Raw genomic sequence first — 26,871 nt, 5'->3', positions numbered from 1 at the left:
GTCATCCGCTCAGCTCGAGTAGGCGCTGTTCTCATGCACGTAGTCGTGCGTGAGGTCGTTCGTCCAGATGGTCGCCTCGGCGTCGCCTGCCTGCAGGTCAATTTCGACCAACACTTCGCGCGGCTCCAGGTCCACCAGATTGCGGTCGTCGCCGATTGCGCCGTTTCGGCAGATCTGCACGCCGTTCATCGAGACGTTAAGCTGATCGGCTTCAAAAACGGCGTCAGTGGTTCCCACGGCAGAAAGCACGCGGCCCCAGTTGGGATCCTTGCCGAAGATGGCTGCCTTGAAAAGGTTGGAGCGGGCAACGGAGCGGCTGACGATCTCGGCGTCGCGTTCGCTGGCAGCGTTGAAGGTCCTGATCGCGATGTCATGGCTGGCGCCCTCGGCGTCACCGATCAACTTGCGGGCCAATTCGGCGCAGACCTGCGTCACGGCTTCGCCCAATTGCCCGGTGGACGGCAAGGCCTCGGACGCCCCCGACGACAACAGCACAACGGTGTCGTTGGTGGACATGCAGCCGTCCGAGTCTGCTCGGTCAAAAGTGACGCGCGTGGCGTCGCGGAGGACGACGTCGAGCTCGTCAGCGGGCACCTGGGCGTCTGTGGTGAGGACCACCAGCATGGTTGCCAAGCCCGGTGCCAGCATGCCGGCGCCTTTGGCGATGCCACCCACGGTGAACTGCTTGCCTTCAGCATCAGTGCCCGTGAAGACGGCTTCCTTGGACACGCTGTCCGTGGTCATGATGGCCGTGGCAGCTGCAGAACCACCGTCCGCGGACAGCTCCGCGAACGCGGCATCCACGCCGGGAAGAATCTTGTCCATGGGCAGCTGCTCGCCGATCAGGCCGGTGGAGCACACCACGACGTCGGAAGCTGAGACTCCCAGCACTTCCGCCACTTTCTCGGCCGTGGCATGGGTGTTCTGGAAACCTTGGGGGCCGGTACACGCGTTGGCGCCGCCCGAGTTCAGGACCACGGCGTCCACGCGGCCATCGCTGACTACCTGGCGCGACCAGTGGACGGGTGCGGCTGCCACACGGTTGGACGTGAACACAGCAGCGGCTGCCTTGGATGGCCCGTCATTGACCACCAGGGCAAAGTCCGGGTTGCCGGATGCCTTGATGCCGGCTGTGATGCCCGCTGCGCGGAATCCTTTGGGTGCGGTAATGGTCACGGTGCAACTCCCTGCAGGTTCAGGCCGGCGGTTTCATCCAGGCCGAGGGCAATGTTCATGGACTGCACGGCGCCGCCGGCGGTCCCCTTGGTGAGGTTGTCGATGGCGCATGTCACGATCACTCGGCCCGTGTGCTGGTCGAAAGCAAGTTGCATCACGGCGTGGTTGGATCCCTGCACCGATTTGGTGGCGGGCCACTGGCCTTCGGGAAGCAGGTGCACGAACGGCTCGTCATCGTAGGCGTCTGCCCACGCTTGGCGAAGTTCGGCTTCGGTGACCCCGTGGCCAACCTTGGCTGTCGCGGTGGTGAGGATGCCGCGGCTCATCGGGACCAACGTCGGAGTAAAGGAAACAGTCACGGCTTCGCCGGCGGCGTTGGACAGTCCCTGTTCAATCTCAGGAGTGTGCCGGTGTCCACCACCCACACCATAAGGGCTCATGGAACCCATGACTTCGGCACCGATGAGGTTGACCTTGGCCGCCTTGCCGGCACCGGAAGTACCCGAGGCAGAGACAATAACGACGTCGTCCGTCAGGAGGAGATTGTTGGCGAACCCGGGCGTCAGGGCGAGCAGCGCCGACGTCGGGTAGCAGCCGGGAACGGCGATGCGGGTGGCGCCTTTGAGCGCCTCGCGCTGGCCCGGCAGCTCAGGCAGTCCATAGGGCCACGTTCCCGCATGGGCTGAGCCGTAGAACTTTTCCCACGCCGCGGCGTCCTGCAGTCGGTGATCCGCGCCGGCGTCGATAACTACCGTGCCTTCCGGCAACTGTGCAGCAACCTCCGCGGAAGCGCCGTGCGGCAGGGCCAGGAACACGACGTCGTGACCGGACAGGTTTTCCACCGTGGTGTCTTCAAGGATCCGGCTGGCCAAACCATGGAGATGCGGCTGCAACTCCCCTAGTCTTGAACCGGCGTTGCTGTGCGCAGTGATCGCACCGATGGTGACGTTCGGATGGCCCGCAAGCAGGCGAAGCACTTCTCCCCCGGCATAGCCGCTGGCGCCGGAGACGGCAACAGAAATAGTCATGACTCGAGTGTACAGCAAAACTATTCATAGGTGCCGATATTTATACATGCGTTTGTGATGTGTCTCATTATTTAGGACATTGCACGTATGCTTAGTGGAGGGTGATCCAGACCGTGCAGTCCGAACGTCGGCTGCAGCGTTGCCCGTTAGCGATACGGGGCACATTCATGTCACCCACGTCCACCGCTGAGCGCCCCAAGGCTCGCGCAATTCAACCCAATCCTGTGGTCCAAAGCTATTCAGAGCTCCTCAAGAGCGTAAAAGCTGCCGGACTCCTTGAACGCCGCAGCGGCTTCTACATCTGGGTCTTCGTGGCCCTGCTGCTCCTGATGGCCGGCACCTGGCTCGGCTTCGCCCTCATTGGCGAATCCTGGTACCAGCTGCTCATCGCCGCAGCCGTAGGCATCCTCTGCACACAACTGAGCTTCCTGGCCCACGAGGCCGGGCACAAACAGATTTTCGCCTCACGCCGCGCCAACGATTGGTCAGCCCGTCTCCTGGCCACAGGCGTCGCCGGCATCAGCTATTCCTGGTGGGAACAGAAACACGGAGCCCACCACAACCACCCCAACGTCATCTCCAAGGACCCGGACATCCGCAACAACGCCTTGGTGTTCTACGAAGACGCCGCAGCAGAGCGGAAGGGCCGTTTGGCGTTCCTCACCAAGAAACAGGGCTGGTTCTTCTTCCCGCTGCTGACCCTGCTTGGCCTCAGCCTGCAGTTCGATTCCCTTCGATTCGTCTTCGGCAAGCAGAAAGTACGCCACCGCTGGGTAGAGACACCCATCCTGGTGACAAGGCTCGCGGCCCTTCCGGTACTCGCCTTCACCTTCCTCCCCATCGGCATGGCGTTTGCCTTCCTCGGCGTGCAGATCATGGTGTACGGCTTCTACATGGGTGCCTCGTTCGCGCCCAATCACAAGGGCATGCCGGTCCTTCCCAAGGACAGCCGCGTGGACTTCCTCAACCGCCAGATCCTCACCTCACGCAATATCTCCGGCGGCATCTTCATGGACTTCCTTCTTGGCGGATTGAACCGGCAGGTTGAGCACCACCTGTTCCCGGACATGGCTCGGCCCCACTTGTACAAGGCCACCAAAATCGTGCGCGAGTTCTGCACCAAGCACTCCATTACCTACACGGAAACAACCCTGATGCAGTCCTACGGGATTGTGGTCAGGTACCTCAACGAAGTGGGCCTGGCAGCAGGCCGCGGCTTCGACTGCCCTGTAGCTTCGACGCACGGGCGCCGCTAAGCGTTCAGCACGGGAGGCCCCAACCTCCCTAGGATGGATTCTGAAACCGGGCACCGGAACCACCGCCCCGGAGTGAGGAGCCACCATGACGCACGCTATCGTTGCACGGCAGCCCGGAGGACCTGACGTCCTTGAGTATGCATCCGTGGAACCACCGACACCTGGCCCCGGCCAGCTGCTGATCAAGGTCGCAGCTGCCGGGGTCAACTTCATTGAGACCTATCAACGCAGCGGGACTTACAAGGTGGACTACCCGTTCACCCCCGGCGCGGAGGCCGCCGGCACTGTCGAGGCAGTGGGCGAAGGCGTGGAGGACATTGCCGTCGGCGATCGCATTGCGACTGCCGAGGCATCCCGGACCTACGCCGAGTACGCCGTCGTGGACGCAAGCAAGGCACTCCCGGTTCCTGCCGGCGTCGACGATCACACGGCCGCGGCCTTGCCGCTGCAGGGCATCACCGCCCACTACCTGATGAACTCGTCGTTCCGGGTAGAGCCGGGCCACACCGTTCTGCTGCACGCAGGTGCCGGTGGCGTTGGTCTGCTGTTGACGCAACTGCTGAAGGCCCGCGGAGCCCGCGTGATCACTACCGTGTCCTCGGACGAAAAAGCCGATTTGTCCACTCTGGCCGGCGCCGATGAAGTTCTTCGCTACGAAGGCTTCGCCGACAAGGTCCGTGAACTCACCGACGGCGAAGGCGTCAACGTGGTGTACGACGGCGTCGGCAAGGACACGTTCGACGATTCCCTGAAGAGCCTGCGCATCCGCGGAGCCATGGTGCTCTTCGGCGCTGCGTCCGGGCCTGTACCGCCTTTCGACCCGCAGCGTTTGAATGCGGCAGGATCCCTGACGCTGACCAGGCCCACCATGGCCCACTTCGTACAGAACACGCACGAACGCCGCTGGCGCTCAGCAGAAATATTCGACGCCGCCGCCAACGGCACTCTCGCTGTTCGGGTCGGAGCGACCTACCCCTTGGCAGAGGCTGCCCAGGCCCACCGGGACTTGGAAGGGCGCCTCACCACAGGCAAAGTCCTGCTGGTGCCGTAAGCACCATGCCCGGCTCCCCAACTTCCGGCGACTCACAGGCGAACAGAAGCGCAACAAAATGTTACGGACAGGAAACGTCCGACACCTTTTGTTCACCTTTCTGCGCAAAGCTGAGCCCGTGAGCACAGAACATCCCGCGGGGGCCGGGCAGACACCTGCCTTGACCACCTACCGCCCCCAGATGCCGGGCGGCGCCGCAGCACCCGCCGAGCGGACCCTCGTGGACATCCTGGAAGAGACCGCCGCACAATCCCCTGAGGCTTCGGCGTTGGATGACGGCCACAAGTCCTTGAGCTACACCGAACTACTCAAAGCCGTCCGACAGTTCGCAGGCGCGTTGAACGCTGCAGGACTTGGCCGGGGAGACAAAATCGGCGTCCGCATCCCGTCCGGCACCAACGAGCTATATATCGCCATCCTGGGAATCCTGATGGCCGGCGCCGCCTACGTTCCCGTGGATGCGGACGACCCCGATGAGAGGGCGCGCCTGGTGTTCGGCGAAGCCAGGGTTGGTGCCATCATTGCTGCGGGCCTGGACATCCAGCTTTCCGGTGATCCACGGGAACCCGTGTCCACACCCTCCACCCCCGCCTTGGACGACGATTCCTGGGTCATTTTCACCTCGGGATCCACCGGAACTCCCAAGGGCGTTGCCGTCCAACACCGGTCCTCGGCCGCGTTCGTTGACGCCGAAGCGAGGATCTTCCTCCAAGCTGAGCCCATCGGACCCCATGACCGGGTCCTGGCTGGCCTTTCAGTGGCCTTCGACGCTTCCTGCGAGGAGATGTGGCTGGCTTGGCGTCACGGAGCGTGCCTGGTGCCCGCGCCACGAGCCCTTGTTCGAACCGGCATGGACCTCGGCCCTTGGCTCATCAATCACGGGATCACGGTTGTCTCCACGGTGCCCACCCTTGCTGCGCTGTGGCCTGCCGAAGCGTTGGAAAACGTCCGTCTCCTGATCTTTGGCGGCGAAGCATGCCCGCCCGAACTCGCTGAACGCTTGGCGGTGGACGGCCGTGAAGTATGGAACACCTACGGGCCCACGGAGGCTACCGTCGTTGCCTGTGCCGCTCCCCTGGGCGGACCCGGCCCCGTAAGGATCGGCCTGCCGCTGGACGGTTGGGACCTGGCCGTCGTCGATCCTCAGGGCCTCCCGGTGGCAGAAGGCGAAATCGGCGAACTGATCATCGGCGGGGTTGGGCTGGCCCGCTACCTCGATCCTGCCAAGGACGCCGAGAAGTATGCCCCTATGGCCACGCTGGGATGGGAACGTGCGTACCGTTCGGGCGACTTGGTGCGATACGAAGCAGAGGGCCTGATCTTCATGGGCAGGGCCGATGAACAGGTCAAACTCGGTGGACGCCGGATCGAACTGGGCGAAGTCGATGCGGCGCTTCAGTCCTTGCCCGGCATAGCTGGCGCGGCTGCAGCAGTGCAGACGACGGCGGCCGGCAACCAGATCCTTGTTGGGTACCTGGCCCCCGTTGACGGCTATGAATTACCCATGGACGAAGCACGCCGCCTGCTGGGCGAGAGCCTCCCGGCTGCTTTGATCCCCTTGCTCACCGTGGTGGATTCCCTCCCCACCAAGACCAGCGGCAAGGTGGACCGTCATGCGCTCCCGTGGCCGCTGGCGGGAGCCGGCGCCACTGAGGCCGGCAACGCACCCCTGAATCTGCCCGATGACGCCCGCTGGGTGGTGGAGCAGTGGGAGGCGGTACTGGGCAGCCCCGTCAGTTCGCTTGACGCCGACTTCTTCGCCTACGGCGGCGGATCTTTGGCTGCGGCCCAACTCGTTTCCGCCCTTCGTGTCCGCTATCCCACTATCACAGTGGCTGATATCTATGCCACGCCGCGCGTCGGCGCCCTGATCGACGCCGCCCGGCAATCACTCCCCGACGGCGGCTTGCCGGGTCCCGCTGCTGAGCGAACCGTCCGCCCTACGGCCTTGAAGTCGCAAATTTTCCAGGTCCTCATGGGCGCCCCGCTCCACATACTCGTGGGCATGCGCTGGCTGACCTACCTCATGGCTGCGAACAGGCTGCTGTCTGATGTGGCTGGCTTTGCCGCCGCACCCGTTGTGTCGTGGTGGTGGATTGCGGCATCATGGCTGATCTTTGTCAGCCCCTTGGGCCGGATGGCGATCTCAGTGGTTGCGGCCAAAGTGCTGCTTGGCAGGATCCAACCCGGCACCTACCCGCGTTCCGGTAAGACCCACCTCCGTTTGTGGCTGGCCGAGCAAATTCAAGATCTTTCCGGTGCCATAGGCCTGGCCAGTGCACCCTTCGTCCCCTACTACGCACGCGCTCTTGGTGCCAAGATCGGCAAGGACGTCCACCTGCACTCTTTGCCGCCGGTCACCGGCCTGCTGTCTCTGGGCAGCGGAGCCAACATCGAACCCGAAGTGGACCTTTCCGGCTGGTGGGTGGACGGAGATTCCGTCCACATCGGACAAATCCATGTGGGAGCGGGTGCCGTTGTGGGAGCACGAAGCACCCTGATGCCCGGAGCGACCATTGGGGCCGGCGCCCACGTCGATGCTGGATCGGCCGTGCTGGGCAAGGTGAAGGCCGGACACCTCGTTGCAGGATCCCCCGCCGAACGCCGTGGCAAGGCCAAGCACGAGTGGCCGGAAACAGTCAGCCGGCGGCCCGTGGTTGATCGGCTCTGGTTTTCCGCCTTCGCCAGCGCTTCGGCTTTGCTGGCACTGATACCGTACGTCTCGGCATTCGCCGGCGCGCTGGTGGTCCTGGCTTTCATCCAGGGGCACGAGTCGTTGCAAACGGCGGTTCCGCAGATCGCCGTGGCACTGCCACTTGCCGCTTTGGTGTGGTTCTTCGGCAACCTCGTGTTGATTCTGATTGTTGCGAGGCTTCTCGGTTTGGGCCTCAAAGAAGGCTACTACCGGGTGCGCAGCCGCATCGGTTGGCAGGTTTGGGCCACGGAACGCCTCTTGGATATGGCTCGGGATCTCCTCTTCCCCGTCTACGCGAGCTTGTTCACGCCCCTCTGGCTTCGGCTCCTCGGAGCCAAGGTGGGGAAGAACGTGGAAGCCTCAACGGTGCTGCTGGTTCCCAAGATGACCACCATCGGCGATGGCGCTTTCCTGGCCGACGACACCATGGTGGCCTCCTACGAGTTGGGCGGCGGATGGATGAAGATCGCTCCGGCCAAGATCGGAAAGCGCTCCTTCCTTGGCAACTCGGGGATGACGGCTGCAGGACGGAACGTGCCCAAGAATTCCCTTGTCGCGGTGCTCTCGGCGACGCCCCTCAAGGCGAAATCGGGCACTTCGTGGCTGGGCAGTCCTCCCGTCAGGTTGCGCCGCACCGCCGTCGATGCTGACCAAACCCGAACTTTCCGCCCGGCCCTCAAACTGAAGGTGGCACGGGCGTTGTGGGAACTGTGCCGCCTGATACCGGTCATCCTCACAGTAACCGTCGCCGTGGGCGTGATGCTGGTGCTGGACTGGATCGCCCGCGGATGGGGTTACTGGATAGCCGCCATCCTGGGAGGCGTGGTCATGCTGGCAGCTGGGGCTGTGGCCGCCCTGAGTTCCATCGTGGCCAAATGGGTGCTTGTGGGGACCATCCGCTCCGGTGAACACCCGTTGTGGAGCTCGTTCATTTGGCGCAACGAGGTTGTGGACACCTTCATAGAGATGGTGAGCGCGCCGTGGTTTGCGCGCTCGGCTGCAGGAACTCCCGCCTTGGTGTGGTGGCTGCGCGGACTCGGAGCGAAGATCGGACGCGGAACGTGGTGCGAAAGCTATTGGCTCCCCGAAGCCGACCTCGTGACCCTGGGCGAAAACTCCACAGTCAACCGTGGCTGCGTAGTCCAGACACACCTCTTCCACGACCGTGTCATGAGCCTTGACACCGTGACACTTGGCAACGGCGCCACCATGGGCCCGCACGGGGTCATCCTCCCCGCGGCGAGCATCGGCGACGGCGGAACTGTTGGGCCGGCGTCGTTGGTGATGCGTGGCGAAACCGTCCCGGCCGGGACGTACTGGATGGGCAACCCTGTGAGCCCATGGGTGGGTCCGTCCTCACAAGCGCCGCGCCTCAAGTAGATTGGACGGATATGGCCGCTCCAATCAATACTCCCCTCACCGAAGCCGACCCCTACGCCTTGAACCACGGCAGCAGCGCCTACCGCGTGGACAGGTACGAGTTGGACCTCGACGTCAGGCTGGGCAGCAACAAGCTGATCGGCAAGGCGGTCCTGCACTGCACAGCTTTGGAATCCTCGGCCCAGATTGTCCTTGACCTTGTAGGGCTGCGGGCCTCGAAAGTTCAGCTGGACGGCAAGAAGGTCCAGAAGTTCAGTCATAGGGCAGAGCACCTCGTGCTGACCCCGACTTCGGCACTCAAGCCCGGCCAGCAGTTCTCGCTGGAGATCCGCTATGACGGCAACCCCCAGCCGCGCCGCGGCCTATGGGGCGATGTGGGCTGGGAGGAACTGAACGACGGCGTCCTGGTGGCAGGACAACCAAACGGCGCGGCGTCCTGGTTCCCCTGTAACGATCATCCCCGCTACAAATCCAGCTTCCTCATCTCCGTGACCACGGACGATAATTACCGGCCTGTGTGCAACGGCAAGTTGGTGGCCCACTCCCGCAAGTCCAGCCGGGAAACGTGGGTCTATGAACATGTTGAGCCCATGGCGACGTACCTCGCCACGGTGCAGATCGGCCGGTATGCCAGGGTTCCGCTGCACGTGGACGATACTCATCATCGGGTCCCCCAGTTCGTCGCAGTCACTCCCGAGATGGCCGTGGATGCTCTTCAAGGCCTGCGGCGCCAGCCCGACATGATGCGCACCTTCCAGGATTGTTTCGGCCCGTACCCTTTCGCCGAGTACACCTCGGTGGTCACAGAGGACGAGCTGGAGATTCCGTTGGAAGCCCAGACAGTCTCCATTTTCGGCCGAAACCACATGCGCGATGCTTGGGATTCGCAGCGCCTGATCGCCCACGAGCTTTCCCACCAGTGGTTCGGGAACTCGCTAACGGTCAGCACCTGGAAGGACATCTGGCTGCACGAAGGCTTTGCCTGTTATGCCGAGTGGTTGTGGTCCGAAGAATCCAGGACCATGACTGTTGCCGCACGGGCAACGGCTGCGTGGAAAAGGCTCGACGCCGGGCCGCAGGACCTGCTGGTGGGCGATCCCGGCCCTGAGCTGATGTTTGACGACCGCGTCTACAAACGCGGCGCGCTGGCCGTTCACGCTGTGCGGATGGCTGCCGGGGATGAGGCGTTCTTCGGTTTCCTGCAGCATTGGACGGCCACCAACCGGCACGGTTCGGTGTCTACCGACACGTTTATTGGGGCTGCGGACGCGTTCATTCCGGACTTTGATTGCGCCGGGATCCTCCGCCCGTGGCTGTACGAAGCTTCGCTGCCGCCGCTGCCTTCAGCGCGTTAACCAAGGGCCAGCGCCGCGACGAAGCCTTCCGGTAGATCACGATTGTTGACAGCGTTCACGTCCTGCAATCCCGGACGGTCCAGTACGTCCACCTCGGCTGGGCTTTGCCTGAGGCCTTCACCGGTCATTTTCAGCCAGGCTTCTTTGCGCGCCCAGAGCCGGGCGCGCTGCCTGGCATGATCCTGCTCCCGGATGGACACCAGGAATTCCTTCTCGGCTGCGGTCAAGGCGACGCCGTCAAAGCCATCAAAGCCAACCCCGCTTATTGCTTCGAGGTCCACTCCCAGCCGGAAACCATCCGCTGGATGTACGACGCCGGCCAGCAGCACCCAGCCCGACGCCCGGGACGCGCTGAGCGCCAAAGGTGCGGGGCCGGCGTCGAGCATGAACCCTGGGCGGCCGTGGTCCTGGCCGGGGCCGCATTGCGGGCAGCGATAGTCCGGCACGAGGCGAGTGGGATCGACATCGAGTAGCGAAGCGGCGAAGTGCCACAGCGCGATCCGACCGGCAACGAACTCATCCCTATCCTCGGGTTTGGCCAAGCTGTTGGCACGCTCGAGGGCGGGCGGGCCGAGTTGTTGAATCTGACCGCTTGTGCCGGGCACGTCACTGAGCTTCCGCAGCTCAAGCACCGGGCTGTCCATCTCAGCCTTCCTTGCACTTTGCTGGTGAGTCGCAGCCACCATTCTCAATGAACAGCTGATCGGGCCCCTGGCCACCCAGCTAAACGTCGCCTGTCAGCCCGCTCCTTCGACGGTTCATCACGTGCCGGCCCACGACGGATCCCACCACGACGATGGCCGCCATAACGAGGCTGATTCCGAGATTATAGGGTGCAGCGAGAACAACCTGATAAATGAACTGTGCTGCGAGGAATGCAACGCCGGCGATGAGTCCGGCTTTGACCTTCGAGTACTTCATCAGAACTCCTTTCACGCTGCCCATCACTACTGTAGCCCTCCCCTACGACGTTCCACGCCGCGTCGCTGTCTATAGCCGGCGCCACTCGCCTCACTCAGCAGTGTTCCCCTCAGCCAGGATCTCACTGAGGGGAACACTCTTTCGGAGGGTTAACTCAGCTGGGCTACTTCACCGACGTCAGGTAGTTTGCCAGGGTGGGAGTGATGCGGGTGCCGGAGTTGGAGCTGCCACCGTTGGTGTGGATGGCAACGATGGTGTTGGAGCTGTTGTAGACGGGGGCGCCACTCTGGCCACCATAGGTGTCCATCTTGTAGAACACCTTTTCCGCCTGCGTGCTCTCGATGGGTCCGGTCATGGACCACATGGTGCCGAATGACTTGTCTCCCGGGTAGCCGCGCACTGTGGTGCTGGTTCCATTCAGGCTGGCGGTGGTACCGGTGTAGTTGAGCCAGCCGGTGGTGTTGCCGATGGTGCAGTCGAGCTTGATGACGCCCCAGTCGGCGTTGGTGTTCGCCGAGTCGATCCAGCGCTGGTCCGTGAAGATCTCCGTTGCACCGCACGTGCCGTAGGGGTCGGTTGAACCATTACGGCCCGGGGCTACTTTGACGCCCCAGGAATAGTCGGCGTCGGAGCCGGTGCCGCCCTCATGGACGCAGTGTCCAGCCGTCAGTACCGTGTCATCGGAAATCAGCGCGCCGGAGCAGATGTAGCCGCCATTGAACTCAATCTGCACGATGGAGCGATTGGGGGCTGCCGTGGTGTTGGTGATTCTTACCCTGCCATCGGCGCCGATGACCGAGTCCGTGGAAGCGCCGCCACTCTTGGTGGGTGCGGCAATGGTGTACTTGTCGGCCAGAGGGGATGCGGCCGAGCCCGACGTCTGCGTCTTGTCCACCGTGTGCCCTACGGGCTGAACCTCGGCAGCGACTACTTGGGGCGTCGACTCTGACGCCACTGCAGCTCCACCAAATGAGGACGTCAGGGCCATTACTGCTGCCCCGACAAGCAAAGCAACATTCTGCTTCTTCATGGGTACCTTTCAAAGGACGGCTCTTATGGAACCGTGCGAGGGATGTGATACACATGTTTCACATGCGCATGACAAAACTGTCATACACATGTGAATAGCCTGTCAAGATGCTGGGAGCTCAATCTCAATAAAAGAAAATCCCCGGAACCAGATGGTTCCGGGGATGATCAATCGCGAGCAGTGTCAGCGCTGGACAGCTCCGAAGCGCTCGGCTGCAACAGCAACAGCTGCGGCACGGGCTTCAGAAGCCTCATCCGCGGTCAGCGTGCGGTCGTCAGCACGGAAGCGGAGGCCGAAAGCCAGTGACTTCTTACCTTCGTCGATTCCGGGACCCGAGTAGACATCGAACAGCGCGACGTCTTCGAGGAGCTCGCCCGCACCTTCACGCAGCGCTGCCAGAACCTGGTCCGCCGGCACGTCCTGCGGGACAACCAAGGCAACGTCCTGCGTCGCAACCGGGAATCCGGAGATGTGCTTGGCCACGATCACGTCAGCAGCAGCTTCGAACAACGCTTCCACATTGACCTCAAGCGCCACGGAGCGGGCCGGCATGTCGTGCGCAGCCAGCAACTTCGGGTGGAGCTCGCCGGCGTAGCCCACTACGTCGCCGTTGCGCAGCGCGAGCTGAGCTGCACGGCCAGGGTGGAACGCCTGGTGGCTTCCCTGGCTGACAACCAGTTCCACGCCCAGAACATCGGCGATCAGGCGTGCCACGTCAACAGCGTCTGCCCAATCCCACGCCCGAGGCGTGTGCGTCGCAGCGGCCGGTGAATCATGTCCGGTTAGGACTGCGGCGATGTGCAGCGGCTGGTGAGGGACGCCGTCGTACAGTGCATCCAGTACCTCATCGGCAGGCTTGACGCCCAGCGGCGGGATGGAATCCGTGCCCAGCGTTTCGCCCGGGAGGAAGACCGAACCGGCCTCGTACACAGCCAAATCGCGGAAACCGCGTGAGTGATTGCGGCGGGCAACCTCGATCAGACCCGGCAGGATGGAAGTCCGGAGGAATCCCTGTTCCTCGCTGATCGGATTCGCCAGCTTCAACGCAGGACGTGCTTCGCCTTCAGCAGCCACGCCGAAGGTGTCGTTGGCTGCCTTGGAGACGAACGGGTAGGACAGCACCTCGGTAAGACCTGCATCAGCCAAAGCCTGGACCACACGGCGCTTCTGCTGCTGGCTGCGGCTGAGGCCCCGGCCGGGAGGCGCCACCGGAAGTGTGGAGGGGATGTTGTCGTAGCCCACCAGCCGCGCGATTTCCTCGGAGAGGTCTTCCTTGGTTTCGAGGTCATTGCGCCAGCTCGGAGCGGTCACAACGTAACCCGACGACGTCTTCTCCACAGTTGCACCCAGGTCCACCAGGGACGTGGTGATCTGCTCTTCGGTGAAATCGATGCCGATCCGGGCGGCGGCGAACTCGGCGGGCAGTTCAATGGTGACAGCCTCAGGGGCGGTTCCGACGTCGGTCCCGGCCTCGTCTGCCGTACCCCCGGCAAGTTCCACCAAGAGGTCAACGACGCGCTGCGCAGCGATGTTGGCAACGTGCCAATCAACCCCGCGCTCGAAGCGCTTGGACGCTTCGGACGGCAGCTTGTGGCGGCGACGGGAACGGGCAATGGAGACTTCATCAAAGTGCGCGGCTTCCACCAGGATGTTCGTGGTGGAGTCGGACACCTCGGTGTGGGCGCCGCCCATCACACCTGCAATGCCAATGGCGCCGGAATCGTCGGTGATCAGCAGGTCCTCGACGTCGAGCGTGCGCTCTTTGTCATCGAGGGTGGTGATCTTCTCCCCCGCCACTGCACGGCGTACCACGATGTCGCCCGCAAGCTTATCGAGGTCGTAGCAGTGGTTCGGCTGTCCAAGCTCCAGCATCACGTAGTTGGAGATATCAACCGGAAGAGAGATGGAGCGGACGCCGGCCAGGCGAAGACGGGAGGACATCCACGGCGGGGTGTGACGCGAGGCGTCCACGCCACGTACCGTGCGGGCCACGAAGCGGTCGCAACCGGGCATGCCGTAGATCGGCGCATCGTCGTTGAGCTTGACGCCGTAGCCGCCCTGCAGGGAAGCGGGTGCGTTGACCTTGGACGCGGGGTCCGTGAACGACGTTCCGGTGGCGTGGGCGTACTCGCGGGCCACACCGCGGATGGAGAAGGCATAACCGCGGTCCGGGGTGACGTTGATTTCGGCTGCTTGGTCGTACAGACCGAGCAGTTCCATCGCGTCTGAGCCGATTTCCGGATCCAGTCCGATGCGCGAGAGCACCAGGATGCCGTCGTGGTCATCGCCGATACCCAGCTCACGGACGGAAGCGATCATGCCCGCGGACAGGTGACCGTAGGTCTTGCGCGCCGAGATCTGGAAGTTTCCGGGCAGAACAGCGCCCGGCAGGGTGACAACCACTTTGTCACCCTCAACAAAGTTGTGGGCACCGCAAATGATGCCCTGCACGCCGGAGGGGTCAATGCCCTCGCCGGTGAGGGTCTGCTCCTGGCCTTCAGGAACCACGCGGACCTGGCACCAGTTGATGGTCTTGCCGTTGGACTGCGGTTCCTCGACCAGGCTCAGGACCTGGCCAACCACAACAGGACCCGTCAGCTCATCCGTGGGACGGTGGACTTCTTCTTCTTCAAAGCCAACCTTGACCAGGTCAGCCATGACGTCTTCGGCCGTTGCATCGGCCGGAACCTGCGCGAATTCACGCAGCCAGGAAAGTGGGATACGCACTGTTAGATCTCCATCCCGAAGTGCTCGCTGAAACGTACGTCGCCTTCGATCATGTCGCGCATATCGCCGACCTCGTTGCGGAACATGAGCGTGCGCTCAATGCCCATACCGAAGGCAAAACCTGAATAGATGTCCGGATCGATGCCGGCTGCCCGGAGGACGTTGGGGTTGACCATGCCGCAGCCGCCCCACTCGATCCACCGCGGACCACCCTTGGCACCCGGGTGCCAAATGTCGAGCTCTGCGGACGGCTCGGTGAACGGGAAGTAGTTGGGGCGCAGGCGGATGGAGGCTTCGTCGCCGAACATCTGGCGGGCGAAGTGCTCCAGCGTGCCACGGAGGTCAGCCATGCTGAGGTTCTTGTCGATCGCCAGCCCTTCGAACTGGTGGAAGACAGGAGTGTGCGTGGCATCGAGTTCATCGGTGCGGAACACCTTGCCCGGGCACAGCACGTAGATGGGTACTTCGCGTTCCAGCATGGAACGAACCTGCACCGGCGAGGTGTGCGTGCGCATCAGCAAGTGGGCTTCGGGCGGCTCCACGAAGAACGTGTCCTGCATTTCGCGCGCCGGGTGGTCCGGCTTGAAGTTCAGGGCATCAAAGTTGAACCACTCGGACTCCACCTCGGGGCCTTCGGCGATTTCCCAACCCATGCCAACAAAGATGTCCGAGACGCGGTCCTGCAGCGTGGACAGCGGGTGGCGTGCACCGGCACGCCGCCGGCGCGGTGCGGCCGTGACGTCCACGGTCTCTTCAACCAGGATGCGGGCGTCGTTCTCGGCTTCGAGAACCTGGGTCCGGGCTGCGAGCGCCTGGTTGACCCGGCCACGGGATGAACCCATGAGCTTGCCGGCGGCAGCCTTGTGTTCCTTGGCGAGGCCACCGATTTCACGGTTGGCGAGGCTCAGGGGCGACTTCTCACCGGTGTGGGCGAGGCGGACAGCCTTGAGTTCATCAAGGGAGGAAGCAGCCGCAATAGCAGCAATGGCGTCCTCGACGGCGGCGGTGATGGCGGCTTCATCCAGCGGATTCGGGATGGCAGCGCCTGGCAAAGTGTCAGTCATCTACTGTTCTTAGCTACGAGTAGGGAACGGCCCGGCAAGGCAGGCCTGCAAAACGAAAGGGCAGTGCTCGCCGCGGACGGCAGGCACTACCCTTCAGTCTAGTTGAACCTCACAGTCGGGATTTAACCCCCAGGGCACGGTTCCGCTATCTGGAATAACGACAGCGGTGTGTCGCCCTTTCGCTTAGGCGCCCGACGCCGGAGGTGCCGTGGGCGGCGGAGGCACCTGGCCGTCGTCGTGCGTCCGTCCGGGCTGCTGCGTTGGCGGCTGCGCTGACTGCGCCGGCGGTTGTGGAGCCTGTGCCGGCGGCGCGCCCGGCGTGTAGCCCTGCCCTGCCCAGTCCTGCTGGGGCTGCTGCGCAGGCTGCTGGGGGTAGGCATCCTGTTGGACCGGGGGCTGGTAGCCCTCCTGCCCAGGCTGGGGTGCATACCCCGGCTGTCCGTTCGGCGCGGCGACCGCGAGCGCGGGTTGCGCCGCTTTCCTGCGCAACAACACGAACAGGAGGATCAATCCTGCAGCAATGACCAGCACCGCCACCAAGACCCAAATGATCCACATCGGGATGCCGGCGTTGGCCTCGGCCTTGGCCTGGACGGATGATTCCTTGATGGAGAGCATGTCAAACTTTGCCGTGTTGCCGTCCACTGTGGCGCCCTTGGCTTCGACCACTTTGCCGGGGAACGTGAACGTCACGGAAGCTTCGTCAAACATGGATTTTGCCATGCTGGACGCCTGCGGATCGCTGCTGTCGGCACCCGTGACGCCGCCCATGGAGAGGACGTAGAAATCGCCCTCCCGTTTGAGCTCAAAGGGATTCTCGGAACTGGAGGACTCAGCGAGCTTGGCTGGGTCAAGGTTGGCTGCGGTGATTCGTTTGCCCTTGTACTTCTCGTCCTCGTAGTCCACTACAGTGGCGCCGTCAGGAATGTCCATCTGCTGCCTGCCGCTGCCGTTGGACTCCATGAATTCGTCAAAGGATTTGTCGCCCAATACTGACTTCTGGATTGCGTAGACAACCTCGTAGTCCACGCTCTTTTCGTTGTTGACCTTCACGGACATGTTGAGCTTGACGCATCCGGTCAGTGCCACCATCACTGCGATCAGGACACCCACCACGCCCATGGCGCGTTTTGCGTTCATCTTCCCTCTTCCCCCATTCGAATCCCCCCGCACCGGTCAGTGCTCGAACAGCGTATCCCTGCGGCCCGCACCCTGCCAGATGCGACGGGGCTAGCATGGCTTCATGACTCCTGTGCAACGCCTCCGGCAGATCGCAAATGTCCTGAACCTGTCCACGCCTTTGGGACTTGCAGTGGCCGCTTGCTCCCGCTCCGTGGTGACACGCGGTCCGCGGGGACTCATCATCGCGGCGGGTTACCACTGGAAACTCCCGCACGCCGGCGCGTTTACGCTCGGGAACGTCATCCTGCACCGGGCGCCGCAGGGGACGGCCGGCAGGAACGAGGTGCTGCTGGGACATGAGGAGCGGCACAGCACCCAGTATGCGTATTGCCTGGGCCTGCCTTTCCTGGCGCTCTACGGCATCGCCGCCGGGTGGTCCATGCTCCGCAGCGGTAACCCGGGCTCCGGGAATTTCTTTGAACGCCAGGCCGGCCTCGCCGCCGGCGGCTACATTGACCATCACAACCGACGGCAGGACGGTCCTGCCGGCAAGGGAATCGAGGCTTGAGCATGAACCGAACCATTACCGTCACCGGGACTGCGAGCGCAAAGGCCGTTCCGGACCTGGTGACTTTGACGCTCGGGGTGGAGACGCGGCGGGACACCGCAGCCCGAGCCTATGACGACGCCGGGAAGGCGGCTGCCGCCGTCGCCGCCAGCTTGCGCGCAGCGGGAGTGCAGGACGTGGATCTTCGAACAAGTGGCCTGAATCTCCGCGCCGACCTGGTGTGGGTGGAGGGGCAGGGCCAAAAGGTAACAGCCTATGTAGCCTCCACGAATCTGCAGGTGGGAATCCGTTCGCACGCGGATGCGCCGGCGGCCATAGCCGCAGCAGTTGCCGCGGGCGGGGACGACATCAGGATCAACGGGATCGAGCAAGGCTTCGCGGACGCCTCAGCCGTCACTGCCCAAGCGCAGGAGGCAGCATGGCAGGATGCGCGATCCCGTGCCGAACAGTACGCTTCTTTGGCTTCCTCACGGCTTGGAGCCGTAATCTCCGTCTCACAGCAGCCAGTGCATAGCGGTCCGGTCCCCTTGGGCGGAATGGTCCGGGCGTCCTACGCCGCAGAGGCATTGCCGGTGGAGGCAGGCGAGTCTTCCGTTTCCGCCAGCGTCACGGTTGAGTGGGAACTCCTCTAGTGGATGGTGCCGGCAGATATTTTGATATCTCCCTGCGGCTGCAGGGCTGTCCGGACTATGACGGCAATGCCCTCGGCCATTGATTCCAAGGACAGGGAGGGGGCCGTGCTGCCTGCCGGGAGGTGTTCCGGCAGATAGGGAACATGGACAAAGCCGCCAAGGACTCCCGGCCTGGAGGCGAGGGAATGCATCAAGGCATAAAAGACGTGGTTACACACATACGTGCCTGCCGATTGGGAGACTTCACCTTTGATCCCTGCAATCTGGAGGTTTCTGAGCGCGGCTTTGATGGGCAGGCTTGAGAAGTAAGCTGCCGGCCCTCCATCGATGACCTCTTGGTCGATGGGACTCTGGCCCTTGTTGTCCGGAATTCGCGCGTCGTCACAGTTGATAGCCACTCTCTCAAGGGACACACGTTCACGCCCTCCCGCCAGGCCTATGCAGACAACCACGTCCGGACGCAGGCGTGCCATGGCCGCTTCGAGAACCACCGCCGACTCACCAAAGACGCAAGGCAACTCGACGGATTCCACAGCGAGGCCCTCCGCCCGAAGGATGTCCTGGGCCCGGAGCGCAGCCAGCCACGAGGAGTTGGCCTCGTCCCCACCGAACGGTTCGAAGCCCGTGAGCAGAATCATGGCCCAACCCTAGCAACACCACAGTGGCTCCCTTGGAGGTCGGCTTCCCGGCTGGCCGGGATCCTGGCTGGCCGGGATCCTGGCCAGCCAGATTCGAAGCCTTGACATTCATTCGAACATACATTCGAATGGAGTTCATGAGATGGGACGCACAAGCACTTACACCGATGCCTGGACCGGCGTCAGACGAGAGCGACGCTGCGGCTCCAGGCCCTGCCCCGGCCTTGGATGCGTTGCTGCCGCTCTCCGGGCTTGTGCGTTCCGTCTCGACACCCGAATTCTCCGGAGTCACCTTCCATGAGGTCACCGCAAAGTCAGTGCTCAACAAGGTGCCTTCCGGTTCAAACATGCCCTTCGAGTGGACCGTGAATCCCTACCGCGGCTGCAGCCACGCCTGCGTCTATTGCTTCGCCCGCAACAGCCATACCTATTTGGAATTTGACGCCGGGCGGGACTTCGACTCCCAAGTGGTGGTCAAGGTCAACGCCGCAGAAGTCCTCCGCAAGGAACTGGCCAAGCCTTCCTGGAAACGACCACAGGTGGCACTTGGCACCAACACGGACCCCTACCAAAGGGCAGAAGGACGGTACGCCCTGATGCCGGGAATCATCAGGGCCTTGGCAGACTCAGGCACGCCGTTTTCCATCCTGACCAAGGGCACCTTGCTTGCGAGGGATATTCCCCTGCTCAAGCACGCCGCCACCCAGGTACCCGTGGACCTTGGTATCTCCCTGGCCATGACCAATGAGGACCTGGCTGAACTGATCGAACCCGGCACACCCTCCCCCAGGGCACGCCTGAAGCTCATCGCCCGCCTCCGGGACGCTGGCCTTGGCTGCGGCGTCATGGCGATGCCCATCCTGCCGTGGCTCACTGATTCGGACGAGGCCCTTGATTCACTGTTCACCGAATTGACCAACGCAGGGGCCACCGGCGTCACCGCTGGAGCCTTGTACCTCAAACCGGGGACACGGGAGTGGTACATGAAATGGCTGGCCGCCCAACATCCGGAACTTGTGGGAAAGTACCGTCGCCTTTATGGCCAAGGCAGTTATGCGTCCAAGGAATACCGTGCGTGGCTGACCGGAAGGATCAGCCACTTCAAGGCCAAGTACGGTTTCCTGGGGACGTCGGGATTCAGCCACCGGAACGCCCGCCCCGCGGAAGCCTCAAGTACTCCTGAACCTGGCGCCTCCACTCCCCTCCCGGGGCAGCAGTCTCTCTTCTAAGCAAAGCGGCCAGGGCTCCATACGCAGCAAAAGATCGTCCTTTCTGGTCCTCACGGACGGCCAGCACGTTGTAGAACAGGCTGTGGTTGCCCTCAACCAGAATCTGCTTGTCCGAGCTCAGGCGTCATCGCGGGCATGGCCACCCGGCGGCGGCGCACAGAATTCAGGCCGCGCACTGCAGGAGTTTTTCGCAAGGGCGGTATGAGGCTCTCACATTCGAACGATACGGCTTCACGTGACCGGAAGCCCGCTCTCTAACTCATTGAAACGTCATGCTCCCCGGCGGGTGCGCCCACTCGATCAAGCAACGCCCGGACAATCGGCAAGTCCGCCGGAATCCACGGGAGGTTGAGAGCTTCGTCGCAATTACCCAGAGGGATCCAGTGTAATTCGTCGTGATCCTCCAACGGCTGGGGCTCCCCCGCAGTCACTTCAGCGAACCACACACGCATGGAGGCACGCTCATTGAGCTTCCACCCGTTGTCACTGCCGGATGTAAGCTCCGCCCCGAGCTGAACCTCAATTCCCAGTTCCTCAGCGAGTTCACGGTGCAGGGCGGCCTCAGGGGCCTCCCCTGCTTCCACCTTGCCGCCCGGAAATTCCCACATGCCCGCGAATTGCGGTGGGGCTGTGCGGCGTGCGGCCAGAAGGCGGGTGGGCGTGGCCAGGGAGTCAACGACAGCGGCGCCCACGACGTTTATCAATGCAGTCACTGGACCAGTCTATTGGTGGCTCCGATGATGGGCATCGTCACATTGCAACACTAAGTGGAGTGCACGGGGACTAAACTTGTTATCGGATTTTCTCCGCATTCCCCAGCCCCATCAGGCGCCCTTAAGAAGCAGGCTTATGACTACCACCGTGTCCGCACCCGCCACCGCCAAAGCAGTGAAGCGCCACCTTGGCCTGGCCATCCTGGCCTTGGCCATGGGTGGTTTTGCCATTGGCACTACTGAATTCGCGATGATGGGCCTGCTGAAGGAAATCGAGGAGGGTCTGGGCATCAGCACGCCCCAAGCCGGCAACCTCATTTCTGCCTATGCCTTGGGCGTAGTGATCGGCGCCCCGATCTTCGCCGCTTTTGGAGCCAAACTCCCCAAGAAGCACCTCGCACTGGGCCTCATGCTGTTTCTTTCCCTGGCAAACCTCACCTCCTTCATAGCGCCCGACTATGGTTTCATGCTCCTTTCCCGCTTCGCTTCGGGACTTCCCCACGGAGCCTTTTTTGGTGTAGCCGCTGTCATCGCGGCGGGCCTCGTGGCTCCGACCAAGCGTGGCTGGGCGATTTCCATGGTCATGGCCGGCCTCACGGTCTCCAACGTCATCGGAGTGCCCTTGGCCACGTGGGTGGGGCAGACGTTCGGCTGGCGGCTTCTCTTCATCATTGTTGGCGCTATCGGGTTGCTGACGGTGGCCATGGTGTGGAAGTTTGTGCCCTTCGAAGCGGCCCACCCTGATGCCAGCATCCGGCGGGAACTTGGCGCCCTCAAGCGTCTGCAGGTGTGGCTTGCCTTGCTGATCGGCATCATCGGCTTCGGCGGGTTCTTCGCCGTCTACACCTACATCGCCCACACCATGACGTCCGTGGCAGGCATCCCCGAGAGCCTTATCCCGGCCGTTGTAGCCCTCTACGGTCTTGGCATGGTTGTAGGCAACATCATCGGCGGGCGCATAGCCGACAAGTCTGTCATGGGCACCATCTACTGGGTGATGCCTGGAATCGCCGCCGCCCTGGTGGTTTACGCCATCGCCGCGCATTGGGCTTGGGCCGCCTTCATCATGGCTTTTGTGGTGGGCGGCGTGGGCTCAATGCTGACACCGGCACTGCAGACGCGTCTCCTGGATGCTGCCCCGGGGGCGGCGTCCCTGGCCTCGTCACTGAACCATTCGGCCCTCAACATCGCCAATGCCTTGGGCGCCTTCCTTGGCGGCACAGTCATCGCCTGGGGGTGGGGTTACGTAGCTCCCGCACTCGTAGGTGCCGTCCTGGCCATCCTCGGCCTCGGTGTAGCCCTTGTCAGCGGCTTCCTGGAACGCAGGAACCCGCTGGCCTGATCAGCATTTGTCCGCATTATGGTTTAAACGATGAATGGCTCCGCACCTGCGGAGCCATTCATCGTTTAAGGAAACTTACGCTTGCGCCTGAACCCGCTCGATATCCGGTTCAAGGTAGATGACCCTGGCGATCGGCACCGCTGCACGGATCCGCTGCTCAGCGTCGTCGATTCCCTTGGCGATCTCCTCGCCTGTTTCTGAAGCCCCCATGGAGATCTTGGCAGCTACCAGCAGCTCTTCCGGTCCAAGGTGGAGCGTCTTGAGGTGGATAATGTGCGTTCCGTCAGCTTCAAGGGCTTCGGTGATACGAAGCACGTCTTCCTTGGTGGCGGACTCGCCCAGCAACAAGGACTTGGTTTCCAATGCCAGAACCACAGCAATGGCCACCAGCAGGAGGCCGATCATCGCCGTGCCGAGGGCGTCCCATACGCCGTCTCCGGTTACCAGCGTCATGCTGACGCCAAACAGCGCGAACACGAGGCCCAGCAAAGCGCCAAAGTCTTCCAGAAGGATAACGGGCAGCTCAGGCTGTTTGGCGTTGCGGACAAACTTCACCCACGACTGCTGACCGCGAACATGATTCGACTCGATGATCGCGGTGCGGAACGAGAACGATTCGGCGATGATGGCACCCACCAGGACCGCCAAAGGAACCCACCAGAAGGCGCCCTCGATGCCATGCGGGTGCTGGAACTTCTCCCACGCCTCATAGAGCGCGAACAGGCCACCCACGCTGAACAGCACAATCGACACGATGAACGCGTAGATGTACCGCTCACGGCCATAGCCGAAGGGGTGTTCCGGGCTGGCTGCCCGCTTGGCACGTTTACCGCCCACCAGCAACAGAATCTGGTTTCCTGAATCCGCCACGGAGTGGATGGCCTCAGCGAGCATGGACGATGACGCCGTCAGGAAGAATGCAACGAACTTCAATACAGCGATGGTCAAATTGGCGGCGAGAGCCGCTACGATCGCTTTGGTACCGCCACCTGCAGCCACGAAAGCTTCACCTCTTCGGGTTTGGGAAAGTTTGGAATGGACCAAGAAGAGTCGTCATCGTCTGATCTTGCAAGCAATACCGTACCCGGGGTGGCGCTGTTTACACATTCCCCACTCGGGCGCCCTGCTGGGAACGTGCACTGGCGTACAGGCAAACAGTGGCTGCCGTACCCAGATTCAAGCTCTCGGCGGCACCGTAAACAGGCACTGCTACCCGGTGATCGGCAAGGGCCAGTTCGTCGTCCGACAGACCCTGTGCCTCGTTGCCGAAGAGCCAGGCCGTGGGTGCTTCAAGAGCGTATTCCGACACCACGGATTCGTTGCCCAGCCTTCGCGCAGCATTCTGGTCCTGGAGTTGGTCCAGGTTGACGGTTCCATAGCCGTCAGCGGCGAGGATGCCGATCCCTCGCTCCCGGCAACGCTCCACCAACTCATCGACGTCCGCCCCCAGGACAACAGGTAGGTGGAACAAGGAACCCGCCGTGGAGCGGACAGCCTTCGGGTTGTAGATGTCCACACTGGAGCCGGTAAGAACAACCGCATCAGCCCCGGCCGCATCAGCGGCGCGCAGGACCGTTCCGGCGTTGCCGGGGTCGCGCACCTGGCACATGACGGCGATCAGGCGGGGCCCGGCGTCAAGCACTGAATCCAAGCTGACGTCCACAAAACTGCAGACAGCTACGATCCCCTGCGGATTCACGGTGTCTGCCATGGCCGCCAGGACCTCGTCGCTGGCGATCCGGAGCAGCGTGCCGTGTGCCAGGTCGGCCAGTTCCGGAAGGCGGTCAAGGCACGCTTCGCTCGCAAAAACTTCATGCACGACGGCGGAGCCTCCTGCCGCGGTGCGCTCACGGTGGAGACTCAACGCCTCCCGAACAGCTTGCGGGCCCTCAGCCAGGAACCGTCCGCGCTTTAAACGCGCCGGGCGCCCGGCAAGCTTGGCGACGTCCCTCACCCGATCAGCTCGGGGGTTGGTCATCGGAAAGTCTTGCGGGCGCCCGGTTTCGTTCATATATAGAACTTTAGTGGCAGTTGCTACTAGTTCTTGATCTGCTGGCGGGCTTCGCCGCCGGCCGGCTCGAAACCAGCTGCCTTTGCAGCCTCAACCGTGGAGAACCAGTATTCAGCAGCGGTGGTGTTGTACCAGGTGGAACCCGGTACGTGGTACTTCTTGGACTCGGCGTTGCCCTTGATGGCGTAGCCTTCCGGAGCCTCGTCACCGTCGGCTGCAACAGCGCCTTCGATGGCCGGCTTCTCGGAAACGACAGCCTTGACAGCCGTTGCCGTGGCAGCTGCCGGAGCAACCTTTGCCTTGGGAGCAGCCTCAGCCTTGGCGGCCGGAGCGGACGTGTCAGCCGGGAGTGCAGCCTTGGCAATGTTCACCAGAGCAGCGAAAGCGTTGGCGTCGGAGACGGCCAGCTCGGCCAGCATGCGGCGGTCAACCTCAACCTCAGCGGCCTTGAGGCCCTGGATGAGACGGTTGTAGGTCAGGCCGTTGGCGCGGGATGCAGCGTTGATGCGCTGGATCCAGAGGCGACGGAAGTCACCCTTCTTCTTGCGGCGGTCACCGTAGCTGTACACAAACGAGTGCAGCAGCTGCTCTTTTGCCTTGCGGTACAGGCGCGAACGCTGTCCGCGGTAACCCTTTGCGCGTTCAAGGACAACCCGGCGCTTCTTGTGGGCGTTTACCGCCCGCTTCACACGTGCCACGTGCGTACTCCTTCAGAAATCTTTATCCCAAGCTGCTACTGCCGGAAACCCGGCCGGCCTGAGAAGGCTTTTGGTGTAGTCGGTTCCTGCCGGATGGCAGGTACCAAAGAACTTGGAACTTAGACGCCGAGCATCTTCTTGATGACCTTGGCATCGCCCTTGAAGACGAGCTTGTCGCCGGCCAGGCGACGGGTCAGCCTGGAGGACTTGTGCTCCAGGTAGTGACGACGGTTGGCCTGCTGACGCTTCAGCTTGCCGGTACCGGTCAGCTTGAAGCGCTTCTTAGCACCGCTGTGGGTCTTCATCTTCGGCATGGGAACCGATCTCCTTACGTATCCACGGACAAGTCCGCGATTCTTTCGCGCAGCCGGCCTACGAGGGCCGGCGTGCTGGTTGCTTGCCGGTGGAGGCCAGGCCTCCGCGGCGTTGAACTAGTTGGTCTTGCGTGATGCAGGCTTCGGCATGGCCTTGGGGGCCGCGGGCCGAGCTGCCGGCTTGGGAGCTGCCGGCTTGGCAACGGGCTTCGGAGCCGCAGGTACTGCGGGCTTCGGAGCCGGAACCACAGGCTTCGGGGCCGCCTCTGCCGGAGCGGCCTTGGCAACCGGAGCCTTGGCGGCCGGGGCAGCCTTGGCCGGAGCAGCCTTGGCGACCGGGGCTTCTTCAACCACGGGCGCTTCTTCGACAACCGGAGCCGGAGCTTCGGCGACAACCGGAGCCTCTTCGACAACCGCAGCTTCTTCAGCTGCCGGGGCTTCTTCAACAACCGGGGCTTCTTCAGCCACGGAAGTTTCAACCTCGGGAGCCTCCACGGCTTCCTGCTTGGCCTCTTCCTCGCCAGCCAGGAGGCCAGCGGGAAGGAGATCACCCAAAGTCTGGGTCAAGGGAGCCTGATCACTGGTGGTGTCCACCCGTCCGGATGCCTTGGCTTCATTCTGGGCCTTGGCTTCGGCACGCTGGGCCGCGCGGCGGGCTTCAGCCTTCGCTTCGGCCTTGTTCTTCAGCGGACCAATCACCATGACCATGTTGCGGCCATCGATGCGGGGGCTCGACTCGACGATGCCAACTTCGGCAACGTCTTCAGCAAACTTCTGAAGCAGGCGGATGCCCATCTCAGGACGCTGCTGCTCGCGGCCGCGGAACTGGATCATGGCCTTGACCTTGTCACCGGCACCGAGGAAACGAAGTGCGTGTCCGCGCTTGGTTTCGTAGTCGTGCTTGTCGATCTTGAGGCGGAAGCGAATTTCCTTCAGAACCGTGTTGGTCTGGTTCTTGCGGGCCTCGCGGGCCTTGACTGCGGCTTCGTACTTGTACTTGCCGAAGTCCATCAACTTGCAAACAGGAGGCTTAGCCTGCGGGGCAACTTCAACGAGATCGAGATCGGATTCGGCAGCAAGACGCAGGGCGTCCTCGATGCGGACAATTCCTACCTGTTCGCCGGCAGGGCCGACCAGCCGCACCTCGGGGACGCGGATACGCTCATTGATTCTTGGCTCGCTAATGTTAAAGCTCCTGTGGTTGTGGTGATGTCACCGGCAAATAGAGAAGGCCCCCAATTGCTGGTGCAATCGAAGGCCTCGAAGATCGGCTGCACTCCCCTTTACGGGAAGTACGCACTTCCGGAGGCTGTGCCACCGGAAGTGTCCGACCATGTACCCGGCAACCTCTGGTCCCCGAAGGGAAACGGCTGACGCGGGTGGGAGAGAACTCCGCTTGCAAACTGAAAGTCAATTCTACAGAAACAACCCGCCAAGCGCACATTGCACGCGGCGGGAGCATTACTGCTGATGTATTCCGTGAATAACGACTTCCAGTCGGTCTGTGACAAGCTTACCAGTATGAGCACTGAAGACAGCAATCCCCGCAACTCCTACAGCGAAGACGCGGCACGAGCCGCCGATTCCGGGGTCTCCCAGCAGATCCGTGACATCGCTGAAGTTCCGGCCGTGGAGGTCATCACCACCGGCGCCGTTCACCTCATGAGCGCAGCCGCAGTGAAGGTTGGCCTGGCGGACGACCCCAACGCTGAGGACCTGAAGGATCTCGACGAAGCCCGCAAGCTGATCACAGCGCTTGCCGGCCTTGTCTCCGCAGCCGCACCTGAAATCGGCTCCCAGCATGCCGGTCCATTGCGCGACGGCCTGCGCTCTTTGCAGTTGGCCTTCCGCGAGGCATCGCTCATCCCGGACGCCCCGGGCAAGGGGCCGGGCGAAAAGTTCACGGGACCCGTGAACTAAG

At 62.8% G+C, this 26,871-nt stretch carries 24 protein-coding genes; 9 read left to right on the top strand and 15 right to left on the bottom strand.

The genetic code is table 11. The features are described 5' to 3' along the window. Positions 1-9 precede the first annotated feature (9 nt). Positions 10-1,176: a bifunctional glutamate N-acetyltransferase/amino-acid acetyltransferase ArgJ gene (gene argJ / locus BMY91_RS13225; RefSeq protein WP_090822553.1), complete on the bottom strand. Its 1,167-nt coding sequence runs from the start codon at positions 1,174-1,176 to the stop codon at positions 10-12. Further along, positions 1,173-2,204: an N-acetyl-gamma-glutamyl-phosphate reductase gene (gene argC, locus BMY91_RS13220; RefSeq protein ID WP_090822551.1), complete on the bottom strand. Its 1,032-nt coding sequence runs from the start codon at positions 2,202-2,204 to the stop codon at positions 1,173-1,175. Before argC ends, argJ begins: the two co-directional genes overlap by 4 nt. 167 nt (positions 2,205-2,371) lie before the next feature. On the opposite strand from argC, the gene BMY91_RS13215 reads away from it, so the two are divergent. From BMY91_RS13215 to BMY91_RS13200, 4 genes are all read left to right on the top strand, one after another. After that, positions 2,372-3,460, top strand: coding sequence for a fatty acid desaturase family protein (locus tag BMY91_RS13215; protein WP_090822549.1), 1,089 nt, complete (start codon positions 2,372-2,374; stop codon positions 3,458-3,460). An 85-nt stretch (positions 3,461-3,545) separates the two neighbouring features. After that, the gene (locus tag BMY91_RS13210) at positions 3,546-4,511 is read left to right on the top strand and encodes a quinone oxidoreductase family protein (protein WP_090822547.1); all 966 of its coding nucleotides are present in this window, start codon (positions 3,546-3,548) and stop codon (positions 4,509-4,511) included. Between the two features lie 181 nt (positions 4,512-4,692). Then, positions 4,693-8,586, top strand: a complete 3,894-nt coding sequence (locus BMY91_RS13205; protein ID WP_090822665.1) for a Pls/PosA family non-ribosomal peptide synthetase — start codon at positions 4,693-4,695, stop codon at positions 8,584-8,586. 11 nt (positions 8,587-8,597) lie between these two features. Beyond that, positions 8,598-9,941: a M1 family metallopeptidase gene (locus BMY91_RS13200; protein WP_090822545.1), complete on the top strand. Its 1,344-nt coding sequence runs from the start codon at positions 8,598-8,600 to the stop codon at positions 9,939-9,941. On the opposite strand, the gene BMY91_RS13195 is transcribed toward BMY91_RS13200, so the two are convergent. From BMY91_RS13195 to BMY91_RS13170, 6 genes are all read right to left on the bottom strand, one after another. Then, positions 9,938-10,585, bottom strand: a complete 648-nt coding sequence (locus BMY91_RS13195; protein ID WP_090822544.1) for a 4'-phosphopantetheinyl transferase family protein — start codon at positions 10,583-10,585, stop codon at positions 9,938-9,940. The genes BMY91_RS13200 and BMY91_RS13195 overlap by 4 nt on opposite strands. 79 nt (positions 10,586-10,664) lie before the next feature. Further along, positions 10,665-10,862 carry a hypothetical protein gene (locus BMY91_RS13190; protein WP_090822541.1) on the bottom strand — a complete coding sequence of 66 codons (198 nt, stop codon included), beginning with the start codon at positions 10,860-10,862 and terminating at the stop codon, positions 10,665-10,667. 163 nt (positions 10,863-11,025) lie between these two features. Next, positions 11,026-11,892, bottom strand: coding sequence for a trypsin-like serine peptidase (locus BMY91_RS13185; RefSeq protein WP_090822539.1), 867 nt, complete (start codon positions 11,890-11,892; stop codon positions 11,026-11,028). A 183-nt stretch (positions 11,893-12,075) separates the two neighbouring features. Further along, the gene (gene pheT, locus BMY91_RS13180) at positions 12,076-14,619 is read right to left on the bottom strand and encodes a phenylalanine--tRNA ligase subunit beta (RefSeq protein ID WP_090822537.1); all 2,544 of its coding nucleotides are present in this window, start codon (positions 14,617-14,619) and stop codon (positions 12,076-12,078) included. Positions 14,620-14,621: 2 nt separating this feature from the next. Beyond that, positions 14,622-15,683 carry a phenylalanine--tRNA ligase subunit alpha gene (gene pheS / locus BMY91_RS13175; RefSeq protein WP_011774334.1) on the bottom strand — a complete coding sequence of 354 codons (1,062 nt, stop codon included), beginning with the start codon at positions 15,681-15,683 and terminating at the stop codon, positions 14,622-14,624. Between the two features lie 183 nt (positions 15,684-15,866). Next, positions 15,867-16,823, bottom strand: a complete 957-nt coding sequence (locus BMY91_RS13170; protein WP_090822535.1) for an LppM family (lipo)protein — start codon at positions 16,821-16,823, stop codon at positions 15,867-15,869. Between the two features lie 103 nt (positions 16,824-16,926). Here BMY91_RS13170 and BMY91_RS13165 point away from each other — a divergent pair, with 103 nt between their 5' ends. Continuing rightward, a complete protein-coding gene (locus BMY91_RS13165) occupies positions 16,927-17,373 on the top strand; it encodes a hypothetical protein (protein ID WP_090822533.1) in 447 nt (148 codons plus the stop codon). 2 nt (positions 17,374-17,375) lie between these two features. Further along, positions 17,376-18,005 (top strand): SIMPL domain-containing protein, encoded by a 630-nt coding sequence (locus BMY91_RS13160; RefSeq protein ID WP_090822531.1) that lies wholly within the window; start codon positions 17,376-17,378, stop codon positions 18,003-18,005. On the opposite strand, the gene pcp is transcribed toward BMY91_RS13160, so the two are convergent. Continuing rightward, positions 18,002-18,643, bottom strand: a complete 642-nt coding sequence (gene pcp / locus BMY91_RS13155; protein WP_090822528.1) for a pyroglutamyl-peptidase I — start codon at positions 18,641-18,643, stop codon at positions 18,002-18,004. The two genes, BMY91_RS13160 and pcp, sit on opposite strands and share 4 nt — an antisense overlap. 137 nt (positions 18,644-18,780) lie before the next feature. Between pcp and BMY91_RS13150 the strand changes: the two genes are divergently transcribed. Then, positions 18,781-19,872, top strand: a complete 1,092-nt coding sequence (locus BMY91_RS13150) for an Rv2578c family radical SAM protein (RefSeq protein ID WP_090822527.1) — start codon at positions 18,781-18,783, stop codon at positions 19,870-19,872. Positions 19,873-20,126: 254 nt separating this feature from the next. Here the strand turns inward: BMY91_RS13150 and BMY91_RS13145 are convergent, their stop codons facing one another. Continuing rightward, the gene (locus BMY91_RS13145; RefSeq protein ID WP_090822525.1) at positions 20,127-20,585 is read right to left on the bottom strand and encodes a (deoxy)nucleoside triphosphate pyrophosphohydrolase; all 459 of its coding nucleotides are present in this window, start codon (positions 20,583-20,585) and stop codon (positions 20,127-20,129) included. A gap of 136 nt (positions 20,586-20,721) precedes the next feature. Here BMY91_RS13145 and BMY91_RS13140 point away from each other — a divergent pair, with 136 nt between their 5' ends. Then, the gene (locus BMY91_RS13140; RefSeq protein WP_090822523.1) at positions 20,722-21,927 is read left to right on the top strand and encodes an MFS transporter; all 1,206 of its coding nucleotides are present in this window, start codon (positions 20,722-20,724) and stop codon (positions 21,925-21,927) included. A 75-nt stretch (positions 21,928-22,002) separates the two neighbouring features. On the opposite strand, the gene BMY91_RS13135 is transcribed toward BMY91_RS13140, so the two are convergent. From BMY91_RS13135 to infC, 5 genes are all read right to left on the bottom strand, one after another. Next, on the bottom strand, positions 22,003-22,926 hold the full coding sequence (locus BMY91_RS13135; protein ID WP_090822521.1) for a cation diffusion facilitator family transporter: 924 nt from the start codon (positions 22,924-22,926) through the stop codon (positions 22,003-22,005). Positions 22,927-23,026: 100 nt separating this feature from the next. Continuing rightward, on the bottom strand, positions 23,027-23,938 hold the full coding sequence (locus tag BMY91_RS13130; RefSeq protein ID WP_090822519.1) for a TrmH family RNA methyltransferase: 912 nt from the start codon (positions 23,936-23,938) through the stop codon (positions 23,027-23,029). A 26-nt stretch (positions 23,939-23,964) separates the two neighbouring features. Continuing rightward, positions 23,965-24,636, bottom strand: coding sequence for a 50S ribosomal protein L20, sunset domain variant (gene rplT / locus BMY91_RS13125; RefSeq protein WP_090822516.1), 672 nt, complete (start codon positions 24,634-24,636; stop codon positions 23,965-23,967). Between the two features lie 119 nt (positions 24,637-24,755). Continuing rightward, positions 24,756-24,950 carry a 50S ribosomal protein L35 gene (gene rpmI, locus BMY91_RS13120; protein ID WP_011774324.1) on the bottom strand — a complete coding sequence of 65 codons (195 nt, stop codon included), beginning with the start codon at positions 24,948-24,950 and terminating at the stop codon, positions 24,756-24,758. Positions 24,951-25,067: 117 nt separating this feature from the next. Beyond that, positions 25,068-26,093 (bottom strand): translation initiation factor IF-3, encoded by a 1,026-nt coding sequence (infC, locus tag BMY91_RS13115; RefSeq protein ID WP_254779990.1) that lies wholly within the window; start codon positions 26,091-26,093, stop codon positions 25,068-25,070. Positions 26,094-26,471: 378 nt separating this feature from the next. Between infC and BMY91_RS13110 the strand changes: the two genes are divergently transcribed. Then, positions 26,472-26,870: a DUF1844 domain-containing protein gene (locus BMY91_RS13110; RefSeq protein ID WP_090822663.1), complete on the top strand. Its 399-nt coding sequence runs from the start codon at positions 26,472-26,474 to the stop codon at positions 26,868-26,870. Position 26,871: the final 1 nt, after the last annotated feature.

It is taken from the genome of Arthrobacter sp. yr096 (genome assembly GCF_900108925.1).
In the GTDB taxonomy this organism is placed as follows: domain Bacteria; phylum Actinomycetota; class Actinomycetes; order Actinomycetales; family Micrococcaceae; genus Arthrobacter.
This window is presented reverse-complemented; position numbering and strand designations above follow the sequence as displayed.